Here is a 23,481-nt window from a genome sequence, read left to right on the forward strand (position 1 = left end):
CGCACCGCCTTGTTATACGCCGCTTGCGCCGCTGCGTCTCCATTAGCCGCCGCGATCAACTGCTCGCCCTGCTCAGGCGACGCGGAGAGTTTGATCAAGTCCTCGTCCGTGTTGTACTTGCGCAGTTGCTCGTAGGCGAGGGGAGTGAGCAAGCCCCCGTCCGTGTCGGTAATGTAGATCTGCCGCTCGCCGGTCTCAGGATTGACCGCCACAGCCTGCATAGACGCGCCCGACTGCTTCGGCTGCGCTTCGAGCATCTGCCTAGCTAACACCCGAGCACGTGCCCGCGCATCCACTGCCCCCGCCACACCGAACACACCACCACCTACGCCGCCCAATAGCCCGCCGATACCCGCCTCCAGCATACGCCGCTGCAAGCCCTCACCCGTGAAAGCCTCGCGCGTTTCGTCGTACGTTTGCGACGCCCTGTAGTCATTCCAAAGCCTAGATTGAGCCGAGGAGGATCAACCCGCGCGAGTAGCCGAAATCTTTGTAAAAGAGGGAGAGGTTTCCCCAAGGCGCGTAGTAGGCGACAGAGCCCAGCTCCGGGTCGCTGCCAGCAGGGGCGTCGTTTTTATTAGGTTTGCGCGCAAGACCTGATAAGTCCCACACGCGACACCGCCTCATAACGCGCCGCGTTGTCGCTCCCTATACGCTTAAGCTTACCAGCTCGGGTTAACGCCACCAGCTCCCGAGTTATCGCCTCCGGCGCTAGCGTGTACTCATAACCCTCCGCTCGCAAACCCTCGATAATCTCCGCACGGGGTAGCGCCTCAGACGCCTTGCCCACCACCGCCAAAATGCGGCGCGGTAAATACCCCCTAGGCGCTCGCAAACGCCCCACTGCTGCCCCACCGCAACCACGCATCAACCCCACACGCGCTTTTTCGACCGCCCGCAGCTCCAACTGCAGCCGCGCAATCTCCCCGTGCAAACGCCCCTCCTCCTCTCGCATAGACGCCACCAGTGCAGCAATCGCCGCATTTGCCGCCGATGATACGGCCCCACCCACACTATCCGACGCTTGTTGAGTACTCATAGCTACAGCTCCTATCTTGTTGTTGTTGTGGGGGCGTTAGTATCCCCCAGCTCTGCCGACGCCACACCAAACAACCGACAAAATCGCTCCCAGCCCAGCTCTACGGTCTTTGGGGTGATGCAAAAATAGGCACGCACCACCGCACGAGATACCCCACGACCCCGATAGTGCGCTAGCAGCATATTAATGTCCCGATGCGTCAGTAATACCGCCGTGCAGCACCACGCCCACTCACACGCTCACGACCTTTGCTCTGCAACTGATCTTATACCATGTTTGTAACAGTTTTGTACCCGCTCCCGTGCTAAATCAGGCCCCAAACCACCATCACAATCCACTTTTTCCGACACTTTTCCCTCTGCCGCTCCCTCTATCCCTCGGCCATGGTCGGGGTGGGGAGATTCGAACTCCCGGCCTCTACGTCCCGAACGTAGCGCTCTACCAGGCTAAGCTACACCCCGAATGGCGATCCTCTCACGAGGAGGGGACAGGAAGGAGAGTCGTAGAAGACGCCGCAACTCAAAACTGGGAGACAATCGAAAGAAAAGGGGAAGGAAAACCGGTTCGGGACGAAACAAAAAAGCCCGACTCGTTTTGAGTCGGGCTGAGAAAGAGGCGGCTGTGCCTAGCGATTTGGAGTAAGCGGGGTGGGGAGATCAACGACGCCGAGTACCGCTACCCGCCTGCTGAGCAGCGGGCATTTGGGCGACGGCGCTCGACTCGACACGACGGAGCATGAGCTCAGCCTTACGCTGGATTTCGAGCTCTGCATTGCGCTTAGCGATTTGGGCCAACTCGACGCGTTTGGCCGCGTTGAGGACGTCGGTGTTTAGCTGCTCTTTTTGCTTACGGAGGGTGTCGAGTTGAATCTCTTTTGCTGAGATATCTTTGGAGATACGATCGGCTTCTGCATTAAAGGCGTCGGTCGCGTCTTGGATGTCACGGCCTTCGGCTTCCCATTTGGCGATGCGGTCTGCTTCTTTTTGAGCGGCTTCGGCTTCGCGCTCGGCCGCGCGAGCAGCGGCGTCTTGCCGAGCTTTCTCTTCGATCACCGCGCGCTTGGCTTCTTCTTCTTTGCGCTCGCGCTCCACACGCTCCTTACGGGCGATTTCTTGCTGCTCCAACTCCTTCGACTGGGAGAGGTAGAAGAACGTGAAGACCACCAACATGACGGTGGGAACGATTAAATAGAGCCATTTTTTCATGAGAGTAACGTGGAGTAATGAAAGGACGAAAGGGTGGGCGGGGGAGGCGGGCTGAGCTTATGAGTTGCGGCGGCTGCTTGCTTGGGCGGCCTCGGCGGCAGCGGCAGCGCGGGCGGCCTCAGCTGCGGCGATGCGTTGAATAACTTCGGTGATACCGCCTTCGTTGGACTCGGCTTTGCGGACATACTCTTGAAGGAAGCCTTCTTCCGCGAGGAGGTATTGTTTGCGCTCTTCGAGCTTAGCAACGGCCTCCGTTTCCTTCACAATATCTTGGTCTAGAAGTTCGGCTTGGCGGCGGAGTTTTTGACGCTCGCGGTCGGCGCGCTCACGGGCTTCACGCGCGGTTTGGCGGTCTTCGCGCTCCTTTTGACGTTTGGCCTCGCGAATTTCGCGCTCACGGCGCTGTTCGGCTTGTTTTTCGATGGCCAGCTTAATGGCGAGTTCTCGGTCTTGGGCTTCTTTTTCTCGTTTAGCGACGAGGGCTTGGCGGTCCCGCTCCTTTTTGGCCTCTTGCTCGGCTTCGTACTGTTTGTTGTAGTTCCACCAGTAGCCGCCAAACAGAATCATGGCGATGAGGGGGAAGAGGACGTGGACTTTCTTCATAAGTTTTAAGGGGCTAGAGGGCTACGAAATACAGAGAGATTAGAGGGCTTTGGTGGCGGCTTCGCGGTTGGCGATGGCGTCTTGAATCGCTTGGCGAAGGCCGGGGAGTTGGGCGTTTTCCGTGCGTTGGAGTTCTGCTGCGAGATTAATGGCAACGAGTGCTTCATCGAGCTTTTGGAGTTCGAAGCAGATGTACGCTTTGAAGTAATGGACCGCTCCGACGTTATCGAGCCCGCCTTTCGCGAGTGCGCTGTTGAGGTAGCGGTAGGACTCTTCGCTTTGGTTAAGCGAATAGTAGATTTGGGCAACTTGGTTATCGAGCTGGCCGGATTCCGGGAATTGCTGAATGGCCTCCTTGAGCACCTCGATGGCGGTGAGCTCGCGGTTTACCTGAATGAAGGAGTAGGCGAGGAGTTCCCATTTCTTAATGTCTGCGTCAATGGCGCCACTGCGGAGCCCAGCATGTAGGAGCTCGGTCGCCTTTCCAAATTGGCCGATGTTAAAGTAGATACCAACCAGGTTGTAGTTGTCCTTGGGGGTATTCATGAAGCCGAGGGCTTGCGCGCGCTCTAGGGTCACTATGGCGCGTAGGTTGTACGACTCGGCTTCTTCGGGGCGTTTGGCCTCGGCTGAGAGATTGGAGTAAGTTGCAAAAAGCTGCTGCCAGTAGGTCTGCTTGGCAGGGTATTGCTTTGCGAGGAGCTCTAGGAGGTCAGTCGTGCGCGCGAGGTCGCCTTCCTGTTGAAGGGTGGCGAGGAGGATGAGGTAGAGGCCTTCCTTTGGCGCGAGCTCAGCTTGGAGGGCTTCTTGGCATTGTTGCTGGGCTTTTTTGAGGAAGCCCATATCGATTTTTTGTGGATCGAGTACTGCCTGATTATAGAGGAGCGAGATGTAGAACATCCGTCCATCGGCACTGGGGGATTCTTGGGAGTTTATCCACTTCTCAATGTAACCTAGTGCCTTGCTAAAGAGCTGGGCTTGGGCGGCGGGCACTTTAACCGTGGAGGCCTCTTGGTAATAAATTTGAGCAAGGAGGTAAAGGCGCTCTAGTTGGCTTCTCTCCTCGAAAAATCCATTGGCGACGGCGGAGTTGTAGGCCGCTTCCAGCGGTGGGAGGCTGGCGGCATAATCGCCAAGCTGAAGGTACGCCTTGGAGAGGATGTCGTTGGCGAGTGCCTGATCGAAGCTGTTGGGCGCGGCGTAGCGAAGGATGCTCTGCATGAGCTCGACCACGCCGTTCCAGTCTTGGCCATCAATGAGCGGCTGGATTTTGACCAACTCATTTGCCGTGCGCTCTGAAGGTTGGTTTACAGAGGCTTGCTGGGCATGCAGCGACTGAGGTATGCTGCTCGCGAGAGCGAGAACCAGCCATGTACCCGCTGCTACTCGAGAGATTGTTTTCAGGTGGGGGAAAAGCATGTCAAAAGGAAGGAAAGAGGCTATTTGCGTTGGCGATTAGTCCTGTTGGAGCGTGAAGGACAGCAATTGCTGTACGCGGGTATTCACGTTACGCCCGCCTTTGCGGCCGGGGCGGAACTTCCACTTACTGACCGCTTGGATCGCAGATTGCTCAAAGTCGCGCTGACTGGAGCGAACAATGAAAGGGTTACGTACCTCTCCGCTGCTATCGACGATGAACTCGACGAGGACCTCGCCTTCGACACCGGCGCGGCGCATCTCGAAGGGATACTGGGGCTGGACGCGGAAGCGGGGTTGGGGCTGTTGGTCGAGGTTACGAATGTCGAAGATTTCGACGCCCTTGCCGAGGCCAGTTTGGCGAACGGTCGGAATATTAATCGCGCCTGCCGATGGCTTGAGGCTCTGTGGAGGAGGCGGTTGTACAGGTTGTACGAACGAATCCACGGAGACGAGCTGTGGGACGTCGGTCTGCATCGGGGGCGCAAACTCGGCGACCTCTGCGGCCTCGTCAGATTCGAGGATTTCCTCCTCTTCGGGCTCAAGGTCGAGCTCCGGCATTTCCATCAACTCAATAGTTGGCGGGGCTTCAATGGCCGGGGGAGGCGGCGGTTCGTCGGGCCAAAAGGAGGTTGCCCAGAGGCCGACATGGATAAGGAGGGAGGCGATGATGCCAAGAACGAGGTCGCGGCGCATAGGGAGAGGGTCTTTCTGGGGGGTTAGCGGCCTGTAGTGCGAACACGGGTCTCGACTGAGACTTTGTCGATATCGGCGAGACGGACTTCGTCTAAAACACGGATGGCGAGAGAGAACTTAGCGCGGTCGTCGGTAGTGATGAGTACCCGAGGATCAGCGGTGTTGGCCTTGTAGTTTTGCAACCTAGGGCGGACATCGCTTACGTCAATGAGTTCAGTCGTTTTTCGGTGTGTCCAGTAGCAGTTTCCAAACTCGGATACCTGCAAGGTTACGGTCTCATCTTCTTGACTGGTCGCCGCAGAAGGGGGAGCGGCCTTGGGCAGCTCAACAGGCAGCGATTGGATTTTCTCCAGCGAGAGCGTGAAGAGGATGAAGGTGGCGAGCAGGAAGAAGATCACGTCAATGAGAGGGATAATCTCAATACGTGCTTTCTTGGGGCCGCCGGATGAGTCGTTTCCGGTCATGTTCTAGGAAGAGTTCGTGGGTAAGGTGGGACTTGGGGAGCCAGAGAAGGTTACGGGCGGTGCTGGAAGCACGCCCAGTAGGCGATCAGCCCTCGGCCTTTGCGAGGCGGGTTTCGATAAGGACCTTCTGGACCCCCGCTTTGCGGACTTCGTCGAAGACGTAGATGGCTTGGCTGAAGAAGGCATTTTCGTCGCCGTTAATGAGTACCTTCGGGCTGGCTTCGGAGGCGACGTAGGTCTGCAGACGAACGAGAAACTCGTCGAGCGTCACCGGGTCTTTGTCCCAAGCGAGAGTGCCTTCGTCAGTCACGGTGATTGTGACCGAGTTAGAGGGATCACGGGGCTCACCGGTTTCTGACCTAGGCAGCGCGACGCGCAAGCCGCCTGGTGTATTCAGTGAGAGCGTGAAGAGGATGAAGGTGGCGAGCAGGAAGAAGATCACGTCAATGAGAGGGATGATCTCAATACGTGCCTTCTTAGGGCCGCCACCTTGTGTGCCACCGGTCATCGGAGCGTGTTGTTCAGAGGGTTTTCGTGAGCAGCCCAGCGGTTAGCGGGCTGCTGCGGTGGCGGCTTCGTGCTTGTGGAGGATGATCTCCAAGGCATTGGACGCATCGGCGAGGTCGTGCTTAGCCTGTTCAGCGCGAGTGTTCAGGTAGTTAAAGGGCAGCATCGCGGTGATGGCGATAGCGAGACCGGTCGCGACCGCAATGAGGGCTTCACCCACACCACCGGTGATTTGGCCAGCGTTTGCGGCGATATCGCCTTCGCCGAGAGCACCGAACACGCGCATCATACCCGTAACAGTGCCGAGCAAGCCCATGAGCTGGACGATGGGAATAACCGTGTCGAGGGTGGGGAGTCCTTGCTGGAAGCGGGCGAGTTCGCGGTTCGAGGCGCGGACGAGGGCGTTTGCGAAGGAGGACTTGCGGTGTTCGAGTGCGTAAACTAACACGCGGGCCACATAGTCACCGCTCTTCTTGCCGATAGCGATTGCCCCTTCGATGTCGTTTTTCTCTGCCTTATCTAAAATGGCCTCAACCGCCTCTTCGTCCCGGCTACTGTTTTCACGAATGATGAAGATGATGCGCTCGACGATGACCGTGATAGCGATGAAAGAGGTCAGCAGAATCGGCCACATGATCGGGCCTCCGTGAATGAACAACTCCATGAGAGTGAGGTTCATGAGGAAGGCCATTGGCAGTAGTTGGGTAATCATAAGTTTTACTGTATTCGGGTTGAGAGATTAGGGGAAGGAGGAGAGTGTGATGAAGTTAGCAGTGGTGTGGGTTAAAGAGTGCAGGGGGCTCAGGCTTAGAGGACTTAGCCGCTCCCTAAAGGGACGGGGGCTCTGACACGGGAAAACGGAAAGCGTTCAATGGTTAGACTCATTTATTTTGTGAGCAAAACTAATAGTGGGGGCTAGTAGAGGGGAGGGACGGGCCTGCAAAGGCACCCTGAAAAAAGCACTGAATAACGGGGCGCGGGGAGTTGGAGGACACGCTCACGGCATGTCAACTCCCAAGCTTTGCGTAGTCTTTGTCACTGGGGCTCGATACAAGCCTACTCGAAAGGGGTACTTAGGTTGGGTTGAGGGGATTTCCTTCTTTCAGAACCAATCTCAATCTTATGGCACTTGGCTGCCCGGCTAGGATTCGAACCTAGACAAGCAGAGTCAGAATCTGCTGTGCTACCATTACACCACCAGGCAGTGGGCTATCGCGCTGAGGCGGGGTGTGGGCCATACCCAGTGTGGGTTTTATCTGGGAGGCCAAAATGGAGCCGGCGATGGGAATCGAACCCGCAACCGCCTGTTTACAAAACAGGTGCTCTACCGTTGAGCTACGCCGGCACTAAAGTCAGAAAAAAGTGCGCGAAAGAAGGGGGGAGATGTGAAGGAGCATGCTTACGGCCGATTTTCTCAAGGGGAAAATGGAAAGTTCCGCAATCTGCGCTTTGCTTTGGTGGCTCCCCGGGGACTCGAACCCCGAACCAATTGATTAAGAGTCAACTGCTCTACCATTGAGCTAGGAAGCCGACAAAACGAAGGCCGCAGAAGACGTGGATTCGGCCACGGGATGTCAACAGCGTTCATTCTACAAAATAAAAGTCTCATCGTGGTAAATTGCCTTTACAGGGAGGGGAGGGGGCTGTGTGGTGCGCGGCTTTTCTCATGCAAAAGACCAAAAAGTCCGTTGCCAAACGCTTCAAACTTTCCGCCACCGGGAAGTTGATGCACCGTTCGCCAGGCACGCGTCACCTCGCTTCGACAAAAACCTCGAAGCAGAAGCGCCGTCTGGGCCAAGCCAAGGCTCTCGCTGTCGGGCACGCTGTGCCGCTGAAGCGCTGCCTGCCTCATGGCCTTTAAGCTGTTCGTTAGCAATTAGATACGAAGCGAAAAACAAGAACCTCGCTCGGCGGGTGATTCCCTCAAAGCCGACCCGCCAGCGATTAACCTAAAAGGAAACCTAACATGGCTCGTGCAACTAACTCCCCCGCGTCGCGCAAGCGGCGCAAAAAAGTCCTGAAATACGCCAAGGGCTATTTCGGCAATAAGTCCCGGCTGTTTCGCTACGCGAACGATGCCGTCAAGCATGCGTGGCAGCATGCCTACATCGCCCGCCGCAAGAAGAAGAGCGACATGCGTGCGCTCTGGATTGTCCGGCTCAACGCGGCCTGCCGCGAGGCGGGTATTAGCTACAGCCGCTTCATGGAGGGGCTAAAGGCTGCGCAAATCGAGCTCGACCGCCGCGTGCTTTCTAACCTCGCGATTGAGGATGCCGCCGCCTTCGCGCAGCTCGTCAAGCAGGCTCAAGACGCGCTAAAGGCCAAAGCTGCAAGCACTGCTGCCGCGAAAGCCTAAGCCGCTTCCCTCTCTCCCAGCGCGGCCACGCGCGGAAAATTTCGGAGGACGGGCCTCGACCGTGGGGCACCGTCCTCTTTTGTTTTTGCGAATTGCCGCCTGTGCCAAACCGCGCTTTTCCGCTAGATGAGTGCCGTTCCCGCGGCTGAACTCCTTTCTCTTTTCCCCTATGCAACACACTTTGGATGCCATCCTCACTTCGGCTCGCGCGGAATTTGCCGCCGATGTGCCTTTGCCTAGCCGTGCCGAGTTTGAAGCGGCCAAGGCCCGCTACGTCGGCCCGAACGGTCAGCTTACCGCCCAAATGAAAAAGATGGGCAGCGTGCCGAAGGAGGAGCGGCCCGCGCTCGGCAAACTCATCAACCAGACCAAGCTCGACGTGCAGCAACTTCTTGATGCCGCGCTCGCCCGCATCGAGGCCGGCGAGCTCCGCGCAAGCCTTGGGCCGCCCATCGACCCGACCTTGCCCGCGCCCGATATCGGCCCGGGCTCTTATCATCCGCTCTCCGCCGTCCGTGAAGAGCTGAGCCGTATCTTGCGCAAAGTCGGCTTCACCGTCGCCGACGGGCCGGAAGTCGAGACGGAGTATTACTGTTTCGACGCGCTCAACACGCCTGCCGACCATCCCGCGCGCGACACGCAAGACACCTTTTACCTGCCCAGCTCGGTGCGCTTCGCCAACGTGCCCAAGAAAACCGAGCACGAGCACTATCTGCTGCGCACGCACACGTCCTCGGTGCAAATCCGCACGATGCTCAAAGGCCAGCCGCCGATTCGCATCGTTTCGCCAGGCCGCGTCTATCGGCGCGACACGACGGATGCGACTCACTCGGCCAACTTCCAGCAACTAGAGTGCCTTTACGTGGATAAGAACGTCACGATCGCCGACCTCAAAGCCCTGCTCGACTACCTCTTCGAGTCGCTCCTCGGCAAAGACACGAAGACTCGCTTTCGCCCGCATTATTTCTCCTACACCGAGCCGAGTTTTGAGGTGGATTTGAGCGCACGCCACTTGCCCAAGGTCAACAAGGAGTGGATAGAGATCGGCGGCTGTGGGATGGTCGATCCAGCGGTGTTTGCCGATGTGGGCTACGACCCGGAAGTGTGGAGCGGTTACGCCTTCGGCATGGGAATCGAGCGACTTGCCATGCTCCTCTACGGTATCGATGACATCCGCTATTTTTACCAAAACGACCTACGCTTTCTGAGGCAGTTTGCTTAAGCCGAAAAACGGAAACCGGCCTGCTGTCGTCCCATTTCTGATACGTCTGCTCCCAATGAAAATTTCGCTCAACTGGATAAAAGACTACCTGCCCGCGCTCGACGCCTCGCCAGAGGAAATCAGCCGTGCAATCACCTTCCTCGGCTTCGAGGTCGAGGCCGTCCTCCACAGCGGTGCGCCCGCGCTCGAAAACGTAGTCGTCGGCAAAATCCTCACCCGCGAGAAACACCCCAACGCGGACAAGCTCTCCGTCTGCACGGTTGACGTCGGGGAGGCGCACGGCGGTGTGCGCACCATCGTTTGCGGTGCGCCCAATTGCGATGCGGGCAGGCACGTGCTTGCGGCGCTCCCGGGGGCCGTTCTCCCCGGCGATTTCAAAATCAAGTCCTCAAAAATTCGCGGCCAAGTCTCCGACGGGATGCTCTGCTCAACGGACGAACTGGGCATCGGGACCGACTCTGAAGGCATTCTCCTGCTCTCCGGTGAGCCTGCGCTCGGCACAGCGGCGAACGACGTGCTGCCGGCGGGCGACGTCGTCTTCGACGTCGAAATCACGCCCAATCGGCCCGATTGCCAATCGCATCTTGGGCTCGCGCGTGAGTTGGCCGCGTGGTTCAAGCTCCCGCTTGTTTACCCGCAATCGCGTTTCCGTGGCCTCGCCGAAGACGCGCCAGAGCGGCGCGACCTGCTCGCTGCCGTGCAAGTCGATACACCGGTCGAGTGTCCGCTTTACAGCGCGCACATCATCAGTGGCGTAAAAGTCGGGCCGAGCCCTGATTGGCTCCAAGCGCGGCTTAGCGCTGTCGGGCTGCGCCCAATTAACAACATCGTCGATGTCACGAACTACGTGCTCCTCGAATACGGCCAGCCACTCCACGCCTTTGACGCGGCGCGACTCGGCGGCGACGCGCGCGTTAGCCCTGGTGGCCAGCGCTTGCACATCCGGCACGCGCAGGCGGGCGAGACGCTCACCACGCTCGATGGCAAGGCGCGCGCACTGGAGCCGCCCACGCTCGTTATCGCCGGTGCGGAGACGCCGCTTGCCGTTGCCGGAATTATGGGTGGCGAAGCCTCTGGTGTGAGCGATGCGACGAGCGACCTCGTCCTCGAGTGCGCGATTTTTAAGCGGCAGACGATTCGCCGCACCTCGAAGCGGCTTGGGCTGTCCTCCGACTCGTCCTATCGCTACGAGCGCGGTGTCGATCCGCACATGGCACTTGAGGCGGCGCGTCGTGCGATCGGCCTCATCCTTGAGACGGCGGGCGGCGAAGTAGTCGGCCCGGTTTTCCAGGTTGGCGGCGAGGTGCCTTGGCAACGCGAGGTCGTCGTAACGCACGACTATATTTGCGAAAAACTCGGCTTCGACATTCCCGCCGAGGCGATGCGCGCGGCCTTTGAGTCGCTCGAACTGCGCATCACGCGCGAGGAGCCCACGGAGGCGCGCGGCCCCGCGTGGACGCTTGCCATCCCGAGTTGGCGGCAAGACCTCGACCGCCCGATTGATTTGGTGGAGGAGGTTTTGCGCGTTTACGGCACAGATAAAATCCCCGCAACGCCGCTCACGAGCCCCGGCCTCCTCGCCGAAGACGACCCGACCGTGCGTTTTAATCGCCGCGTGACTGACTTTCTCGTTGGGCACGACTTTAATGAGTGCGCCAGCTACACGCTGCGTTCGGGCGAGGAACTGAGCACTTGGGTTTCGCAGACCGCTGCGGCCGAGCTTGCGCTGGCGAATCCTTTTGTCGCTGACCAATCGCATCTGCGCCCGACGCTGCTGCTCGGTCTGCTCGAAGCCCTGCACCTGAATCAATCGCGCGGAACGCCCGTGCAACGGCTTTGCGAAGTCGGTCGCGTGTTTATCGAGAGTAACGGCCAAACGCACGAGTGCGCGTCGGTCGGCTTCCTCATCGCGGAGGACACGACGACGCGCCACTGGCTGAAACGCGAGGCTGCCGACTTTTACACGGCCAAGCACCTCGTCGCGGCGCTGGCGAATGCGGCTGGAATCGATTTTGCGCGGCAGCCAGTAGAGCCCACCTCCGGCGATTTTCTTGGCTGGCAAGACGGGCACGCGGCCCGCGCGGGCGACCTCGAAAAGCTCGGCTGGAAAGCGCGTTTCGGGCTGCTCGACCTCGCGCTTGTGAAGTCGCTCGGGATTGAGGGCAAAGTATATGCAGGTACGTTTTCGATTTTGCCTGAAAAACTCGCCGATGCGCAGACGCGCCGCCGCTTCGCGCCCTTTAGCTTGTATCCGGCGACGCTGCGTGACCTCGCGCTTGTCGTCCCCGCCGCACTGCCTGCCGAGGACTTGCGCAAGCAACTGCAAAAAACCGCGCGTGCCGTCGTGGGTAATGCCTTTGCGGTCGAGTCGGTCGCACTCTTCGACGTGTATCGCGGCGAGAGCCTCGGAGACGCGCAGAAGAGTTTGGCCTTCAGCCTCGTTTTTCGCGCCGAGGATCGGACGCTTACCGATGACGAGGTGAACGCGGCCTTCCAAAAAATCCAAGACGAGTTACTCGCATCGACTGGATACGCGCTGCGCAAGTAACGTCGTAAAACCGCCCTCCGCTCAACCGCTGCTTCTAGGCCACTTCCCAAACATGCCCGAGGAAATCGATATCGACCGCGTCGCCCAGCTCGCCCGCATCGCGCTGACGCCGGAAGAAAAGGAAAAATTCTCCCGTCAGCTTGGCGACGTGCTCACGCACATCCACCAGCTCGAGCAAGTTGATGTGAGCGGCGTCGAGCCGATGTCGCACGCGCAGCCGCTCGCCAACGTGTGGCAGGCAGACGAGCCGCGCCCCGGGCTGCCGCTCGAAGACGTGCTGCGCAACGCGCCCGCCCACCGCAGCGGCATGATTTCCGTGCCCAAGATTATCGATTGAGTCTTCCCGCGAATGAGCACTGCAACTTCCGCCCCTTCGGCCCTCGCGCCGCTCCACTCTCAAACGATTGCCGAGCTTTCGGCGCGGCTCGTGCGCGGTGAGTTGAGCGCAGTCGAGCTCACGAAAGCGGTGATTGAGCGGACCCGCGCGGTCGAGCCACAGGTAAAGGCGTTTAACTCGTTCGACGAAGCCGATGCACTGGCGCAGGCCGCCGCCTCGGATGTGCGCCGCGCGGCGGGCGAAGCACTCGGCCCGCTCGACGGTATTCCGATCGGGCTAAAAGACGTGATCGCGGTGAGGGATCAGCCTTTGACTGCGTCGAGCCGGATGCTCGCTAACTTCGTGTCGCCCTATGACGCGACGGTGACTGAGCGGCTCAAAAACGCGGGTGCCGTCCTTTGGGGACGGCTAAACCTAGACGAGTTTGCGATGGGCTCTTCGACGGAAAACTCGGCGACGCAGACTACGCGCAATCCTTGGGACTTGGCTTGCGTGCCGGGAGGCTCGTCGGGCGGCAGTGCCGCCGCGGTCGCCGCGGGGCAGGCGATTGCCACGCTCGGCTCGGACACGGGCGGCTCGATTCGCCAACCGGCGGCGTTTTGCGGCGTCGTTGGGCTGAAGCCAAGCTACGGTCTCGTCTCGCGCTACGGGTTAATCGCGTTTGCGTCGTCGCTTGACCAAATCGGCCCGTTTACGCGGACAGTCGAGGATGCCGCGCTGCTGCTCCAAGCGATCGCCGGGCACGACGCGCGGGACTCGACTTCGTTTAACACGCAAATTCCCGACTATCGCGCGGCACTCGCCCAAGCGGGTAAGCCCTCTGCTTGGAAACTCGGCGTGCCGAAGGAGTATTTTGGCGAGGGCATTGATGCGGAGGTTTCCGCTGCCGTTGAGAGAGCGATCGAGTTCTACCGTGCCCAAGGCTGCGAAATTGTCGAAGTCTCGCTGCCGCACACGCGCTATTGTTTAGATGTTTACTACGTGCTGGCGACGGCTGAGGCGTCGTCGAATCTCGCGCGCTACGATGGTATCCGCTATGGCCACCGTGCACAGGGGGCGAGCGACATCGTCGACCTCTACTTCAAGTCGCGTGCCGAGGGTTTCGGCGAGGAGGTTAAGCGGCGGATCATCCTCGGCACCTACGTGCTCTCCAGTGGTTACTACGACGCCTACTATCTGCGTGCGCAAAAAGTCCGCCGCTTGGTGACGCAGGATTTCCTTAACGCCTACGCGAAGGTCGATGCGCTGATTACGCCGACTGTTCCCGCGCCGGCTTTTAAAGTCGGGGCCAAGGCCGACCCGCTCGCGCTTTACTTGTGCGATATTTACACGATTGGCGCGAATCTCGCGGGCTTGCCTGCGATCAGCCTACCCTGCGGTTTCACGGCGGGCGGCTTGCCAATCGGGCTGCAACTCATCGGCCAACCTTTTGGCGAGGCGGCACTACTGCGCATCGCGCAGGCGTACGAAACTGCGCACGATTGGCATCGCCGCGTGCCCGCACTCTAAGGGTTTTAACCCGCCTATTTTTCAGTTTTTCCGCGTTTTCGACATGGCAAATTACGAAGCAGTCATCGGCCTAGAGGTGCATGTGCAACTGCGCACGCGCTCGAAGATGTTTACCCGCGTGCCGACTGGCTACGGACAGCCGGAAAACACACTCACCGACCCGACCGTGCTCGCGCTCCCGGGGGCTTTGCCCGTGATGAACCGCGCCGCGCTCGACGCGATTATTAAGGCAGGGCTGATGCTCGGTTGCGAAATCGCGCCCGTCTGCAAATGGGATCGCAAAAACTACTTTTATCCCGACTCGCCGAAGAACTACCAAATCTCCCAGTACGACCAACCGATCTGCCTTGGCGGCGCGGTCGAGATCGAGTTACCCGGCTCGGCGCGAAACGTGATGGGCGAGCACAAGCACATCCCGCTTACCCGCATCCACCTCGAAGAAGACGTGGGTAAGTGCACGCACGGTGCGAGCGATTCGCTCGTGGATTATAACCGCGCAGGTACGCCGTTAATGGAAATCGTATCCGAACCAGCCCTACACAGCGGGGAGGAAGCCTACGCCTACCTCACTGCGTTGCGCGCAGCGATGGTGCAGGGCGATATCTCCGAGTGCGACATGGAGAAGGGGCAGATGCGCTGCGACGCGAATATTTCGATTCGGCCCGTGGGCTCGACCGAGCTCGGGACGAAGGTGGAGCTCAAAAACCTGAACTCTATCTCCTACGTTCGCGCCGGAATCGACCACGAGATTAAGCGGCAAATCGCGCTCCTCGAATCCGGTGGCGTGATCGTCCAGGAAACGCGCGATTACGACGGGTTGACTGGGGCGTCTCAGTCGCTGCGCACGAAGGAAATGGCGCACGACTACCGCTATTTCCCCGACCCCGACCTCATGCCTGTGCGTGTGGATGAGGCGTGGAAAGCGCGGCTGCGCGCGACTTGTCCGGAGCTGCCCTTTGATCGGCAGCGGCGGTTTTTCGCCGACTATGCGCTGCCCTATACGCTGACCTCGGTCCTCGTTTGGGATAAGCCGTTGGCGGACTATTTTGAAGAAGCCGTCAAGTTGGCGGGGGCGCAGCGCGCCCAGCCGATTGGCAACTGGATCGTCAACGACCTGTTGCGTGAGCTAAAGGCGGGAGGCGCCGGAGGGGCGGGAGGGCTCTCGCTTTCTGAAGTGCGCGTGCGGCCCGAGCACATCGCTGAGCTCGTCGAGCTTGTCGAGTCGGGCAAGTTGCTCAGCCAAGCGGCGAAGGAAGTGTTCGCGGAAATGTTCGCGACAGGCGAGTCCCCGGCGGTGGTTGCGGAAAAACGCGGACTGCTCGCAGAGCCTGCCGACGCGAGCGAACTCGAAGCGTGGTGCCGTGCGGCGATTGCCGAAAACGAAAAGGCCGCCGCCGAGTTTCGCGCGGGTAAGGAGAGTGCGATTAACGGCCTAAAAGGCCCGGTAATGAAAGCGTCGCGCGGCAAGGCCAACCCAAAGGAAGTCGATGCGACCTTGCGCCGCCTGCTGGCGGGGTAGGCGAGCCGCGCGGCCACGTTTGAAACGGGAACATACCCTAGCCACGGAACCGGCGCGGCTATGTTTGCTCGCTCTTTGAGCGCCGCCGCCAATAACGCGTTTTATAAAACCCTCACAGCAAAGTTCGCCTTTTACTCCCCAACTCTGTCCCCCTTTCGCTATGTTTAAATGGATGTTTCTCCCGCTGAAACGCTATGCCGAGTTTTCGGGCCGTTCGCTTGAGCCGCTAAAAAAACGCGTGCTTGTCGGCGCGTGATGTGTGGCGCAGCTTTGCTGGCATGAAGCCGTCGCTGCCGAGTTTAGCGGACGTGTCGCCAGCTCGGCTTACGCACGGGTCGCCGCAGAGGCCAGTGCACTCGTCGCCAAGTCGTGTAGCCGAAGCGTTGGGGACTTACGGGCCTTTCACGTTTTCAGAAAAACTGTTTCAAAAAATCTGGGACCAAGGAGCCTTTGACCAAGCGCGACTCGAAACGGTCGATGGGCAACGCATCCGAATCGAGCGGCGCGGTAAGTGGAATCATCTCGGCGGGCCAGATTTCCGCCATGCGCGGTTGCGGATTGGCGAGGAGGGCAGGGCGGTCGAGGGGGATATCGAGTTACACCTTTATGCGGGCGATTGGGCGGCACACGGGCATGCAGCTGATCCGGCTTATGATCGCGTGAGGCTGCACGTCGTCCTTTTCCCGCCTGCTGAGGGGAAGCGCACGTTCGCGCGTGACGGCAGCGAGATTCCGACTGCCTGCCTTTTGCCGCTGCTTCATCACGATTTGGAGGAGTACGCAGCAGAGGAAGCCGTGGAAACGCTCGCGGGGCGGCGGACGGATACGCTTGCGGAGGCGATTCGCGCGCTCGCGCCCGAGGCGTTGCGCGAACGCTTAGTGGGGCTGGCCGCACAGCGTTGGGCGCAAAAACTGCGTTACGCGGGGCTGCGCGTGCGTCGCTTGGGCTTTGATGAAGCGTGCCACCAAACTGCGCTCGAAGTGCTGGGCTTCCGCTTCAACCGCGTGCCGATGCTTAACCTCGCGCTGCGCTACCCGCTCGCGACTTGGGCGGGCGTGGATGAGGCGGAGCTGGACGCTCGGTTTGCCGAGCAGGAGCAAGCGTGGGCGCGTGCGGCGGTGCGACCGGCCAATCAACCTCGGCGGCGGCTCGCGCAATACGCGCGCTGGGCGAGTGCGTGTCCGCAGTGGCCGACCCGTTTGGGCGAGTTGGCCGTGGGCTGGCCCGTGCCATCGATGGAAGACGATACGCGGGCCTTGCGCCGGGGGCTTTCGCGTGCTGCGTTGCGCGACGAGATTTCCCTGAAAATTTGCGATCGCGCGGTGCGCGGCACACGGCTCGACACGCTGATTTGCGATGGCCTACTCCCGCTGGCGGCGCTGCGCACGGGGCGCGACTTTTCTGGACTGTGGTGGCATTGGTGGGCGGGAGATTTGCCCGGGTTTTTGCGCAACGCGCGGAGCGATTTGCGAAGCGTGGTGACGCCCCAATGCCAAGGCGCAATCCAAGCCCTTATCGCTTGGGCTCTGGAGTTGGAGGCGGTGTCGTCGCTGCGTGCGGCTGCCGATACGGCGGCTTCCTCCGAGTAAGAATGGCGCAGGGGCACTGTGCCTCCTTGACAGCCCCGAAAGCCTCCGGCACGCTCGCCGCTCTTTTACACACTCACTTTCCCGAACAGTTCTGAGAAGTGGGCCCTCTTGGCCCGCTTTTTTTTTCCCTTTTTTACTAAAGCCACTATGAGCCGCGAAATACTATTTGTCCTCGAATACATGGAGAAGGAGAAGGGCATCGGTCGTGCAGACATGATTAACACGATCGCGAATGCCGTGAAGACGGCGGCTCAGAAGGGCGTAAACTCGGGCCAAGAGCTCAAAATCGAGATTAACGAGCGCAACGGCCAGATGCACGCGTGGGCGCTGCTCAAGGTCGTGGACTCTGTCAGCGACCCGAAGACCGAAATCCATGTTGAGCGTGCGCAAGCCATCCAGCCCGGAGCACAGCTCGGTGACATCGTCGAACTCGAAATCGACCCTTCCACACTCGGGCGTATCGCCGCGCAAACTGCCCGCCAAGCGGTGATGCAGCGGCTGCGCCAGTTCGAGAAAGAGCGCATCTACGACGACTTTAAAGACCAAGTGGGCAACATCGTTACGGGCACCGTGCGCCGTCGCGAACGTGGTGACCTTTACATCGACCTGGGCAAGGCTGAGGCGGTCCTGCGCTCCCGCGAGCAAGTCCCGGGCGAGGAATACCAGCCCGACGAGCGCATCCGCTGCCTGCTCCTTGGGATCGACTCCACGCCGCGCGGCCCCGAAATCATCCTTAGCCGCGCGAGCCCCAGATTTGTTCGCCGCCTCTTCGAGCTCGAAGTGACCGAAATCGCCGATGGCACGGTAAAAATCGAAGCCTTTGCGCGTGAGCCCGGCTATCGCACAAAAATTGCCGTCACCAGCACCGACCCGAGGGTTGACCCGGTCGGGGCTTGCGTCGGCGCACGCGGTGCTCGCGTCAAAACCATCGTGCGCGAACTCGGCGGCGAGAAGGTCGACATCATCAAGTATTTTAGCGATCCGCGCGAGATGGTGCTGGAGGCATTCAAGCCTGCGGTGCCCCGCGAAATCATCATCAACGAGGTCGATCACCGCATCCTCCTCAAAGTCGCGACTGACGACCTCGCGGTGGCGATTGGCCGCAAGGGACAAAACGCGCGGCTTACCTCGCGCCTTATCGGTTGGCGGCTCGACATTGAGGAGTTCAAGGCGGCCGGCGACGACCCCGTGCGCAGTGCTATCGACCTGCTCGTGGCCACCTTTGGCATCGACGCGTCTAGCGCGTCCCGCCTTGTCGAAATGGGGATCAACTCGCCCGGAGCCTTTGAAGGCGTCGATGCGGAAGATCTTATCGACGCGGGCTTCAGTGCTGATGAGGCGCAAACTATCATCGCTCGCGTCTCGGCCTCTACCGCCGAGGCCTCTGCTGCCCGGTAAGCTCACTCGCCATCCTGCCGCCGCTCTTCCTCTCTCTCACTTTTTACTAAGACCGCCCGCCTCTCTCCGCAGATAGACCCGCACCTCCCCGCACCTTTTAGATGAGCATCCGCATTCACGAACTGGCCAAGAAGATCGGCATGGACAACAAGCAGCTCCTCAAGCTGCTCCAAGGGCGCAACTTCGAGGTAAAGAGCGTCTCCAGCTCGATTGATAACATCTCGGCTGACGCGCTCGTAGCGGAGTTTGCCAAGCCCGAGGATGCGTCTGCGCCGCAAGATGCCGAGACCGCTGTGAAAACTTCGGCGAGGAGCAAGGCCGCTGCCGAGACGGCGTCTAGCGAGTCTGAAGCCGCCAGCACGCCCGGCGCTCCCGCGACACCGACCGTTAATTTACCTGCCGGAGTCTTTGTTAAAACCCCTGAAGACATCGCTCGCGAGAAGGCCGAAAAAGCCGCCGCTGCCGAAGCCGAAGCGGCTGCGCTAGCCGCCGAGAAAGCAGCGACTCGTGCACAAGCCGAGGCAGCCGCGCGTGAGCCGAAGCCTGTCGCTACTCCGCCTCCTGCGGCTGCGCCCGTGGCACCGTCCGCAGCAGTTTCGGCACCGCCAAAACTGCCGCCGCTGCCGAAACCCGTTCCGCGTGCGGCCCCGTCTATCGCCGCAAAGCCGAGCGCTACTTCCACGGCTTCTGCTGCGCCGCTTTCAGTTCCGCCAGTCTTGGGTGCGCGGCCTCCAGTAAAAGAGTCTTCGCCCGCGCAGCCTCCGGTAAAACCGGCTGCAAGCGCTCCGCCGCCGCCGCCCGTGTTGAGTGCGCCGCCGTCGATTGCGACGACCGCTCCGCGTCCCATAACTGGGGCTGCGGCCCCGGTGCCTCCTCCACTGCCGCCTGTTGCCGGAGCATTTGCACCGAAGCCGCCGCCAATCGCAGCCCCGCTCGCAGCCGCCGCTAGCAGCAGCGACGACCAGGAGATTAAGCACATCCAGCTCAAGCCGCCGATCATCGTCCGCGACTTCGCCGCCGCGCTTGGCCTGAAACCCTTTAAGCTCATCTCGGAGCTCAATCAGCAGGGCGGTTTTGCCTCGATGAACTCGACCATTGAGGAGGCCGTCGCCATCGCGGTCGCCGAGAATCACAACTTCATTCTCGAAATCAAACACCGTGGCGAAGCTGCGGAAAAGAAGGTCGTCCAAGAGAAAGCCGACCCCGAGGAAGAGGAAAAGCGCAACCTAGAGTCGCGCCCGCCAGTCGTGTGCATCTTGGGCCACGTCGACCACGGCAAAACCTCGCTCCTCGATCGCATCCGCTCCGCCAACGTCGTCTCTGGCGAAGCGGGCGGGATCACCCAGCACATCGGTGCGTATCAGGTCGAGAAAGAGGGCCGAAAAATCACTTTCCTCGATACTCCTGGTCACGCTGCATTTACCAAGATGCGCGCGCGCGGAGCCCATGTCACCGACATCGCCGTGCTCGTGGTCGCTGCAGACGACGGCTTCATGCCGCAGACGGACGAAGCGCTCAAACACGCCCAAAAAGCTGGAGTCTCCCTCATCGTCGCGATCAACAAAACCGACGTGAAGGGGGCCAACATCGACCAAGTCAAAACCCAGATGCAGCAGCGCAACATCGCTGCCGAAGACTGGGGCGGCGAGACGATCACCGTGCCCGTCTCCGCGCTCAAAGGCGAGGGCATCGACACGCTCCTCGAAATGATCCTGCTCCAAGCAGACATGCTGGAGCTCAAGGCCAACCCGAAAGCCGAGGCCAGCGGCATCATCGTTGAGAGCGAGATCGATTTTGGCCGTGGCCCGATGGCGACTGTCATCGTCCAGCGCGGCACGCTCAAGGTCGGCGACGCGCTCGTATGTGGAACGCACTACGCGCGAGTCCGTGCCATGTTTGACGACCAGGGCCGCAACATCAAAGCCGCCCCGCCCTCGACTCCTGTGCGCATCATCGGCTGGTCGAGCACACCGGACAGCGGTGCGACCTTCCGCACTGCGAAAAACGCCCGCGACGCCGAAGACCAAGCCGAGACCGAGCGCTTGCGTATCCGCCAAGTCGCCACCCGGGCCGCTTCTGCGCCCAAGGAAGTCTCCGTCGACCAACTTTTCGCGAATATCGCCGCGACACAGGCGCGCACGCTCAAGGTCATCCTCAAGACTGATGTCTTTGGCTCAACGGAGGCCGTGCGCAATGTCCTCGAATCGATCAAGAGCGACAAAGTGCAGCTCGACATCATCGCTGCGGAAGTCGGCCTCGTGACAAAGAACGACGTGCTCATGGCCAGCGCGGCCAAGGCCCTCGTCATCGGCTTCAACACCAAGCTCGAAAACGGCGTCACTTCGATGGCCAAGCACCACGGCGTGCGCATCGAGAGCTTCGAACTCATTTACGAACTCGGCGACAAAGTGCGCGAACTCATGGCCGACCTGCTCGATCCTGACCTTAAGGAAATCAAGCTTGGCGGGGCCGAGGTGCGCCAAGTCTTCGAGTTGGGCAAAGGCGCAGTCGCGGGCTGCCTCGTCACCGATGGCAAGATTACGCGCAACGTTCTCGCGCGTCTGCGCCGTAAAAAGGGCATCGTCCACGAAGGCCGCGTCAGCACCCTCAAACGTTTCAAGGACGACGCCAACGAAGTCCGCGCCGGCCTGGAGTGCGGTATCAAGCTCGACGATTTCAACGGCTACGAAGTCGGCGATCTCATCGAGTGCTACGAGGTGCAGAAAGTCCGCGCCTCGCTCTAATCGGTGCGGGCTCGCTCCTAGGCCCGCCCGTGCTCCTACCTTCGCCGCCCCGTTTGCTCCTCACTTAGCTTTTTTCTCGATATGATTAACCGGCTCTTGCGAGTGAACGTGCTCCTGCAACGGGAGATTAGCGACATCCTCCACCGGCACTATCAACAGGACACCGTTACGCTCACGATTACGGAAGTTCGCTGTGCGCCCGACTTGCGCACTGCGCGCGTGTTTGTGTCGGTCGTGGGGGACGAAGATCACGCCGCCGAGCGGATGCGCTGGCTCTCTCGCCAAGCCAAAGACATCCGCCTAGAACTGGGCCGCCGCATCGTCCTCAAATACCTGCCACGGCTCGACTACGTCCTCGACGGCTCGGCAGAGCGCGGCACGCGCATCGTCCAAATCCTCGACGAACTGGATGCGCACCAACCGAGAGAGGCTGCTGCTGCACGCGACGATGAGGCGGATTTTTCTGCTATCGACGCCGATGAGCAGGGCAGGGAGCTCGCCGAGTGATGGCCTGTTTTTACCCCGAGTTTTCCCAAAAGTTTGCCGCGCTTTTGCCGGAGCTTCGTGCGCACGGTCGTGTCGCCATTGTGGGCCACATGCGGCCCGATGGCGACTGCATCGGTGCACAGGTCGGGCTCGCTCGCGTCCTCTCTGCGGCCGGTGTGCGCGAGGTCACTTGTCTCAATGCCGATCACGTCCCGCGCCGGCTGTCCTTCCTCACGGCGCAAACGCGCGTCCTCCACGCGCCGGAGTTTTTGGGGAATCCCGACTCGGATTTCCGCGCCGGTGATTACGCAGCAATCTTTGTCGATTGCGCGGATGCGGCCCGCTGCGGTGTGGAGCTGCAAACGGCCTTTCCGAAGCCCTTCGCGATGGTTGATCACCACCTCTCGAACCCGGGTTTCGCGACGCACGATTTTTTAGACGCCAACTCAGCGGCGACTTCCGAAATCTTGGCGGGGATCTTTCTCGACCTTGGGCTGCCGATTGATGAGCAGACCGCCCAAGCGCTCTATACGGGAATCGTAACTGATACCGGCCAGTTTCGCTTCCCCTCGACTACACCGCGCTGCTTCGCAATCGCAGGCGAGCTTATCGCTCGCGGAGCCCAACCTGCCGAAATCGGCTACGAACTCTACGAGCGCGAATCGCTCGGGCGGCTGCGCTTGTTGGAGGCATTTCTAAAAACGCTGCGGCTCGAATGCAGCGGGCGGTTTTGCTTCGGGTTTTTGCCCAAAGGGATTTTTGAGGCGACTGGCTCCACCGTGGAAGACACCGAGGGGCTAGTCGATTACGCCCGCTCAATCGAAGGCGTGGAGATCGCCGCACTCGTCGAAGAGCGCGTAGAGGCCGAGTGGCGTGGTGGCGGAGTGAAGATGAAGGCGAGCCTTCGCGCAAAGAACCCGATTTACCGCGTGGATAAAATTGCCGCGAAATTTGGCGGCGGCGGTCACGCGTGTGCGGCGGGGCTCACCGCGGAGGCCGATCGCGAGGCGTTTTGCGCAGAGCTACTCGCCGCAGTTGCCGAGCAACTTGCGCGCGTTGAGGCCAGCGGTGGGGCGACTAACTCGGAGGAGACGATTCTATGATTGGACAATTGGAAGAGCTGCACGGCGTCTTACTCGTCGATAAGCCGCAAGCGCACACCTCGCACGACGTGGTCGCGCGATTGCGCGGAAAATTGCACACGCGAAAAATCGGCCACGCGGGCACGCTCGACCCGATGGCGACGGGGCTCCTCATCATGCTCGTGGGCAAGGCGACGCGGATTTCCCAATACCTCATCAGCCTCGATAAGGAATACACCGGCAGCATCGAACTCGGCAAAATCACCGACACGCAGGACGCCGAAGGCCGCGTGATGGAGACGCGCCCCGTGCCCGCGCTCAGCGAGGCCGAGCTGCGCAAGGCGATGGCCGGTTTCATGGGCGACCAATACCAGACTCCGCCTATGTATTCGGCGATTAAGATAGACGGTGTGCCGCTTTACAAAAAAGCGCGCGCAGGGGCGGAGGTCGTCCGCGAGCCGCGCTTTATTCGCGTCGGTGCTTTCGACCTCACTCGCTTTGGGCTGCCGCAGTTCGACTTCCGGCTCCGCTGTAGCAAAGGCACTTACGTCCGCACAATTGCCAACGATCTCGGCGAGCGCATCGGTTGTGGCGGGCATCTCGCCGCGCTGCGCCGCACGGCGAGTGGACAATTCTCACTCGACCAAGCTTTGCCACTTGAGGCGATTTTAGAGCTGTCGCGCGCGGAGATTAAGGCGCGGCTGATCCCAATCCACGAAGCCGCGCCGAGCGTTGCGCTTTAAGTGTACGGCAACGGGATT

General features: G+C 60.3%; 22 protein-coding genes and 4 tRNA genes. 13 read left to right on the forward strand and 13 right to left on the reverse strand.

Features of this window, described 5'->3' with window-relative positions:
• From AXK12_RS00155 to AXK12_RS00215, 13 genes are all read right to left on the reverse strand, one after another.
• Positions 1-365 (reverse strand): hypothetical protein (locus AXK12_RS00155; protein WP_156468733.1); only part of this gene is annotated, 365 nt, incomplete at its 3' end.
• 79 nt (positions 366-444) lie between these two features.
• On the reverse strand, positions 445-627 hold the full coding sequence (locus tag AXK12_RS08665) for a cyclophilin-like fold protein (RefSeq protein ID WP_156468734.1): 183 nt from the start codon (positions 625-627) through the stop codon (positions 445-447).
• 796 nt (positions 628-1,423) lie between these two features.
• Positions 1,424-1,500 (reverse strand) — tRNA-Pro (locus AXK12_RS00165).
• A 195-nt stretch (positions 1,501-1,695) separates the two neighbouring features.
• Positions 1,696-2,244 (reverse strand): hypothetical protein, encoded by a 549-nt coding sequence (locus AXK12_RS00170; RefSeq protein WP_068710764.1) that lies wholly within the window; start codon positions 2,242-2,244, stop codon positions 1,696-1,698.
• Between the two features lie 57 nt (positions 2,245-2,301).
• Entirely contained in the window at positions 2,302-2,847 is a 546-nt protein-coding gene (locus AXK12_RS00175) for a hypothetical protein (RefSeq protein WP_068710765.1), read from the reverse strand.
• A gap of 39 nt (positions 2,848-2,886) precedes the next feature.
• Complete coding sequence (locus tag AXK12_RS00180) at positions 2,887-4,266, reverse strand: tetratricopeptide repeat protein (RefSeq protein ID WP_156468735.1); 1,380 nt, start codon at positions 4,264-4,266, stop codon at positions 2,887-2,889.
• A 36-nt stretch (positions 4,267-4,302) separates the two neighbouring features.
• Positions 4,303-4,959 (reverse strand): energy transducer TonB, encoded by a 657-nt coding sequence (locus AXK12_RS00185; protein WP_068710767.1) that lies wholly within the window; start codon positions 4,957-4,959, stop codon positions 4,303-4,305.
• 23 nt (positions 4,960-4,982) lie between these two features.
• Positions 4,983-5,423, reverse strand: coding sequence for an ExbD/TolR family protein (locus tag AXK12_RS00190; protein ID WP_068710768.1), 441 nt, complete (start codon positions 5,421-5,423; stop codon positions 4,983-4,985).
• Positions 5,424-5,508: 85 nt separating this feature from the next.
• Positions 5,509-5,931, reverse strand: coding sequence for an ExbD/TolR family protein (locus AXK12_RS00195; protein WP_068710769.1), 423 nt, complete (start codon positions 5,929-5,931; stop codon positions 5,509-5,511).
• A gap of 42 nt (positions 5,932-5,973) precedes the next feature.
• On the reverse strand, positions 5,974-6,642 hold the full coding sequence (locus AXK12_RS00200; protein WP_068710770.1) for a MotA/TolQ/ExbB proton channel family protein: 669 nt from the start codon (positions 6,640-6,642) through the stop codon (positions 5,974-5,976).
• Between the two features lie 418 nt (positions 6,643-7,060).
• Positions 7,061-7,134: transfer RNA gene (locus AXK12_RS00205), tRNA-Gln, on the reverse strand.
• A 66-nt stretch (positions 7,135-7,200) separates the two neighbouring features.
• Positions 7,201-7,275: transfer RNA gene (locus AXK12_RS00210), tRNA-Thr, on the reverse strand.
• A 110-nt stretch (positions 7,276-7,385) separates the two neighbouring features.
• A tRNA-Lys gene (locus AXK12_RS00215) sits at positions 7,386-7,460 on the reverse strand.
• A gap of 196 nt (positions 7,461-7,656) precedes the next feature.
• Here AXK12_RS00215 and AXK12_RS00220 point away from each other — a divergent pair.
• The 13 genes from AXK12_RS00220 to truB all read left to right on the forward strand — a co-directional run bounded on the left by AXK12_RS00220 (position 7,657) and on the right by truB (position 23,463).
• Entirely contained in the window at positions 7,657-7,791 is a 135-nt protein-coding gene (locus AXK12_RS00220; RefSeq protein WP_231863458.1) for a hypothetical protein, read from the forward strand.
• A gap of 105 nt (positions 7,792-7,896) precedes the next feature.
• Complete coding sequence (gene rplT / locus AXK12_RS00225; protein WP_068710772.1) at positions 7,897-8,286, forward strand: 50S ribosomal protein L20; 390 nt, start codon at positions 7,897-7,899, stop codon at positions 8,284-8,286.
• Positions 8,287-8,455: 169 nt separating this feature from the next.
• Positions 8,456-9,508 carry a phenylalanine--tRNA ligase subunit alpha gene (pheS, locus tag AXK12_RS00230; protein WP_068710773.1) on the forward strand — a complete coding sequence of 351 codons (1,053 nt, stop codon included), beginning with the start codon at positions 8,456-8,458 and terminating at the stop codon, positions 9,506-9,508.
• A 55-nt stretch (positions 9,509-9,563) separates the two neighbouring features.
• Positions 9,564-12,056 carry a phenylalanine--tRNA ligase subunit beta gene (gene pheT, locus AXK12_RS00235; RefSeq protein ID WP_068710774.1) on the forward strand — a complete coding sequence of 831 codons (2,493 nt, stop codon included), beginning with the start codon at positions 9,564-9,566 and terminating at the stop codon, positions 12,054-12,056.
• 52 nt (positions 12,057-12,108) lie between these two features.
• Positions 12,109-12,393 (forward strand): Asp-tRNA(Asn)/Glu-tRNA(Gln) amidotransferase subunit GatC, encoded by a 285-nt coding sequence (gatC, locus tag AXK12_RS00240; protein ID WP_068710775.1) that lies wholly within the window; start codon positions 12,109-12,111, stop codon positions 12,391-12,393.
• 12 nt (positions 12,394-12,405) lie between these two features.
• The gene (gatA, locus tag AXK12_RS00245; RefSeq protein WP_068710776.1) at positions 12,406-13,902 is read left to right on the forward strand and encodes an Asp-tRNA(Asn)/Glu-tRNA(Gln) amidotransferase subunit GatA; all 1,497 of its coding nucleotides are present in this window, start codon (positions 12,406-12,408) and stop codon (positions 13,900-13,902) included.
• Positions 13,903-13,945: 43 nt separating this feature from the next.
• Entirely contained in the window at positions 13,946-15,421 is a 1,476-nt protein-coding gene (gene gatB, locus AXK12_RS00250; RefSeq protein WP_068710777.1) for an Asp-tRNA(Asn)/Glu-tRNA(Gln) amidotransferase subunit GatB, read from the forward strand.
• Positions 15,422-15,699: 278 nt separating this feature from the next.
• Entirely contained in the window at positions 15,700-17,010 is a 1,311-nt protein-coding gene (locus tag AXK12_RS00255; RefSeq protein WP_156468736.1) for a DUF2851 family protein, read from the forward strand.
• Between the two features lie 147 nt (positions 17,011-17,157).
• A complete protein-coding gene (nusA, locus tag AXK12_RS00260; protein ID WP_068710813.1) occupies positions 17,158-18,408 on the forward strand; it encodes a transcription termination factor NusA in 1,251 nt (416 codons plus the stop codon).
• Positions 18,409-18,509: 101 nt separating this feature from the next.
• Entirely contained in the window at positions 18,510-21,152 is a 2,643-nt protein-coding gene (infB, locus tag AXK12_RS00265) for a translation initiation factor IF-2 (protein ID WP_068710779.1), read from the forward strand.
• A gap of 81 nt (positions 21,153-21,233) precedes the next feature.
• The gene (gene rbfA, locus AXK12_RS00270) at positions 21,234-21,659 is read left to right on the forward strand and encodes a 30S ribosome-binding factor RbfA (RefSeq protein WP_068710780.1); all 426 of its coding nucleotides are present in this window, start codon (positions 21,234-21,236) and stop codon (positions 21,657-21,659) included.
• Positions 21,659-22,741 (forward strand): DHH family phosphoesterase, encoded by a 1,083-nt coding sequence (locus tag AXK12_RS00275; RefSeq protein ID WP_068710781.1) that lies wholly within the window; start codon positions 21,659-21,661, stop codon positions 22,739-22,741. Before rbfA ends, AXK12_RS00275 begins: the two co-directional genes overlap by 1 nt.
• Entirely contained in the window at positions 22,738-23,463 is a 726-nt protein-coding gene (truB, locus tag AXK12_RS00280; protein ID WP_068710782.1) for a tRNA pseudouridine(55) synthase TruB, read from the forward strand. The genes AXK12_RS00275 and truB overlap by 4 nt, the downstream gene beginning before the upstream one ends.
• Positions 23,464-23,481 lie beyond the last annotated feature (18 nt).

It is taken from the genome of Cephaloticoccus capnophilus (assembly GCF_001580045.1).
Classification (GTDB): Bacteria; Verrucomicrobiota; Verrucomicrobiia; order Opitutales; family Opitutaceae; genus Cephaloticoccus; species Cephaloticoccus capnophilus.

Excerpts from the sequence above, each read along its gene's own strand:
- AXK12_RS08665 (WP_156468734.1), bottom strand. The coding sequence starts at position 627 with ATGAGGCGGTGTCGCGTGTGGGACTTATCAGGTCTTGCGCGCAAACCT.
- AXK12_RS00170 (WP_068710764.1), bottom strand. The coding sequence starts at position 2,244 with ATGAAAAAATGGCTCTATTTAATCGTTCCCACCGTCATGTTGGTGGTC.
- AXK12_RS00175 (WP_068710765.1), bottom strand. The coding sequence starts at position 2,847 with ATGAAGAAAGTCCACGTCCTCTTCCCCCTCATCGCCATGATTCTGTTT.
- AXK12_RS00180 (WP_156468735.1), bottom strand. The coding sequence starts at position 4,266 with ATGCTTTTCCCCCACCTGAAAACAATCTCTCGAGTAGCAGCGGGTACA.
- AXK12_RS00185 (WP_068710767.1), bottom strand. The coding sequence starts at position 4,959 with ATGCGCCGCGACCTCGTTCTTGGCATCATCGCCTCCCTCCTTATCCAT.
- AXK12_RS00190 (WP_068710768.1), bottom strand. The coding sequence starts at position 5,423 with ATGACCGGAAACGACTCATCCGGCGGCCCCAAGAAAGCACGTATTGAG.
- AXK12_RS00195 (WP_068710769.1), bottom strand. The coding sequence starts at position 5,931 with ATGACCGGTGGCACACAAGGTGGCGGCCCTAAGAAGGCACGTATTGAG.
- AXK12_RS00200 (WP_068710770.1), bottom strand. The coding sequence starts at position 6,642 with ATGATTACCCAACTACTGCCAATGGCCTTCCTCATGAACCTCACTCTC.
- AXK12_RS00220 (WP_231863458.1), top strand. The coding sequence starts at position 7,657 with ATGCACCGTTCGCCAGGCACGCGTCACCTCGCTTCGACAAAAACCTCG.
- rplT (WP_068710772.1), top strand. The coding sequence starts at position 7,897 with ATGGCTCGTGCAACTAACTCCCCCGCGTCGCGCAAGCGGCGCAAAAAA.
- pheS (WP_068710773.1), top strand. The coding sequence starts at position 8,456 with ATGCAACACACTTTGGATGCCATCCTCACTTCGGCTCGCGCGGAATTT.
- pheT (WP_068710774.1), top strand. The coding sequence starts at position 9,564 with ATGAAAATTTCGCTCAACTGGATAAAAGACTACCTGCCCGCGCTCGAC.
- gatC (WP_068710775.1), top strand. The coding sequence starts at position 12,109 with ATGCCCGAGGAAATCGATATCGACCGCGTCGCCCAGCTCGCCCGCATC.
- gatA (WP_068710776.1), top strand. The coding sequence starts at position 12,406 with ATGAGCACTGCAACTTCCGCCCCTTCGGCCCTCGCGCCGCTCCACTCT.
- gatB (WP_068710777.1), top strand. The coding sequence starts at position 13,946 with ATGGCAAATTACGAAGCAGTCATCGGCCTAGAGGTGCATGTGCAACTG.
- AXK12_RS00255 (WP_156468736.1), top strand. The coding sequence starts at position 15,700 with ATGAAGCCGTCGCTGCCGAGTTTAGCGGACGTGTCGCCAGCTCGGCTT.
- nusA (WP_068710813.1), top strand. The coding sequence starts at position 17,158 with ATGAGCCGCGAAATACTATTTGTCCTCGAATACATGGAGAAGGAGAAG.
- infB (WP_068710779.1), top strand. The coding sequence starts at position 18,510 with ATGAGCATCCGCATTCACGAACTGGCCAAGAAGATCGGCATGGACAAC.
- rbfA (WP_068710780.1), top strand. The coding sequence starts at position 21,234 with ATGATTAACCGGCTCTTGCGAGTGAACGTGCTCCTGCAACGGGAGATT.
- AXK12_RS00275 (WP_068710781.1), top strand. The coding sequence starts at position 21,659 with ATGGCCTGTTTTTACCCCGAGTTTTCCCAAAAGTTTGCCGCGCTTTTG.
- truB (WP_068710782.1), top strand. The coding sequence starts at position 22,738 with ATGATTGGACAATTGGAAGAGCTGCACGGCGTCTTACTCGTCGATAAG.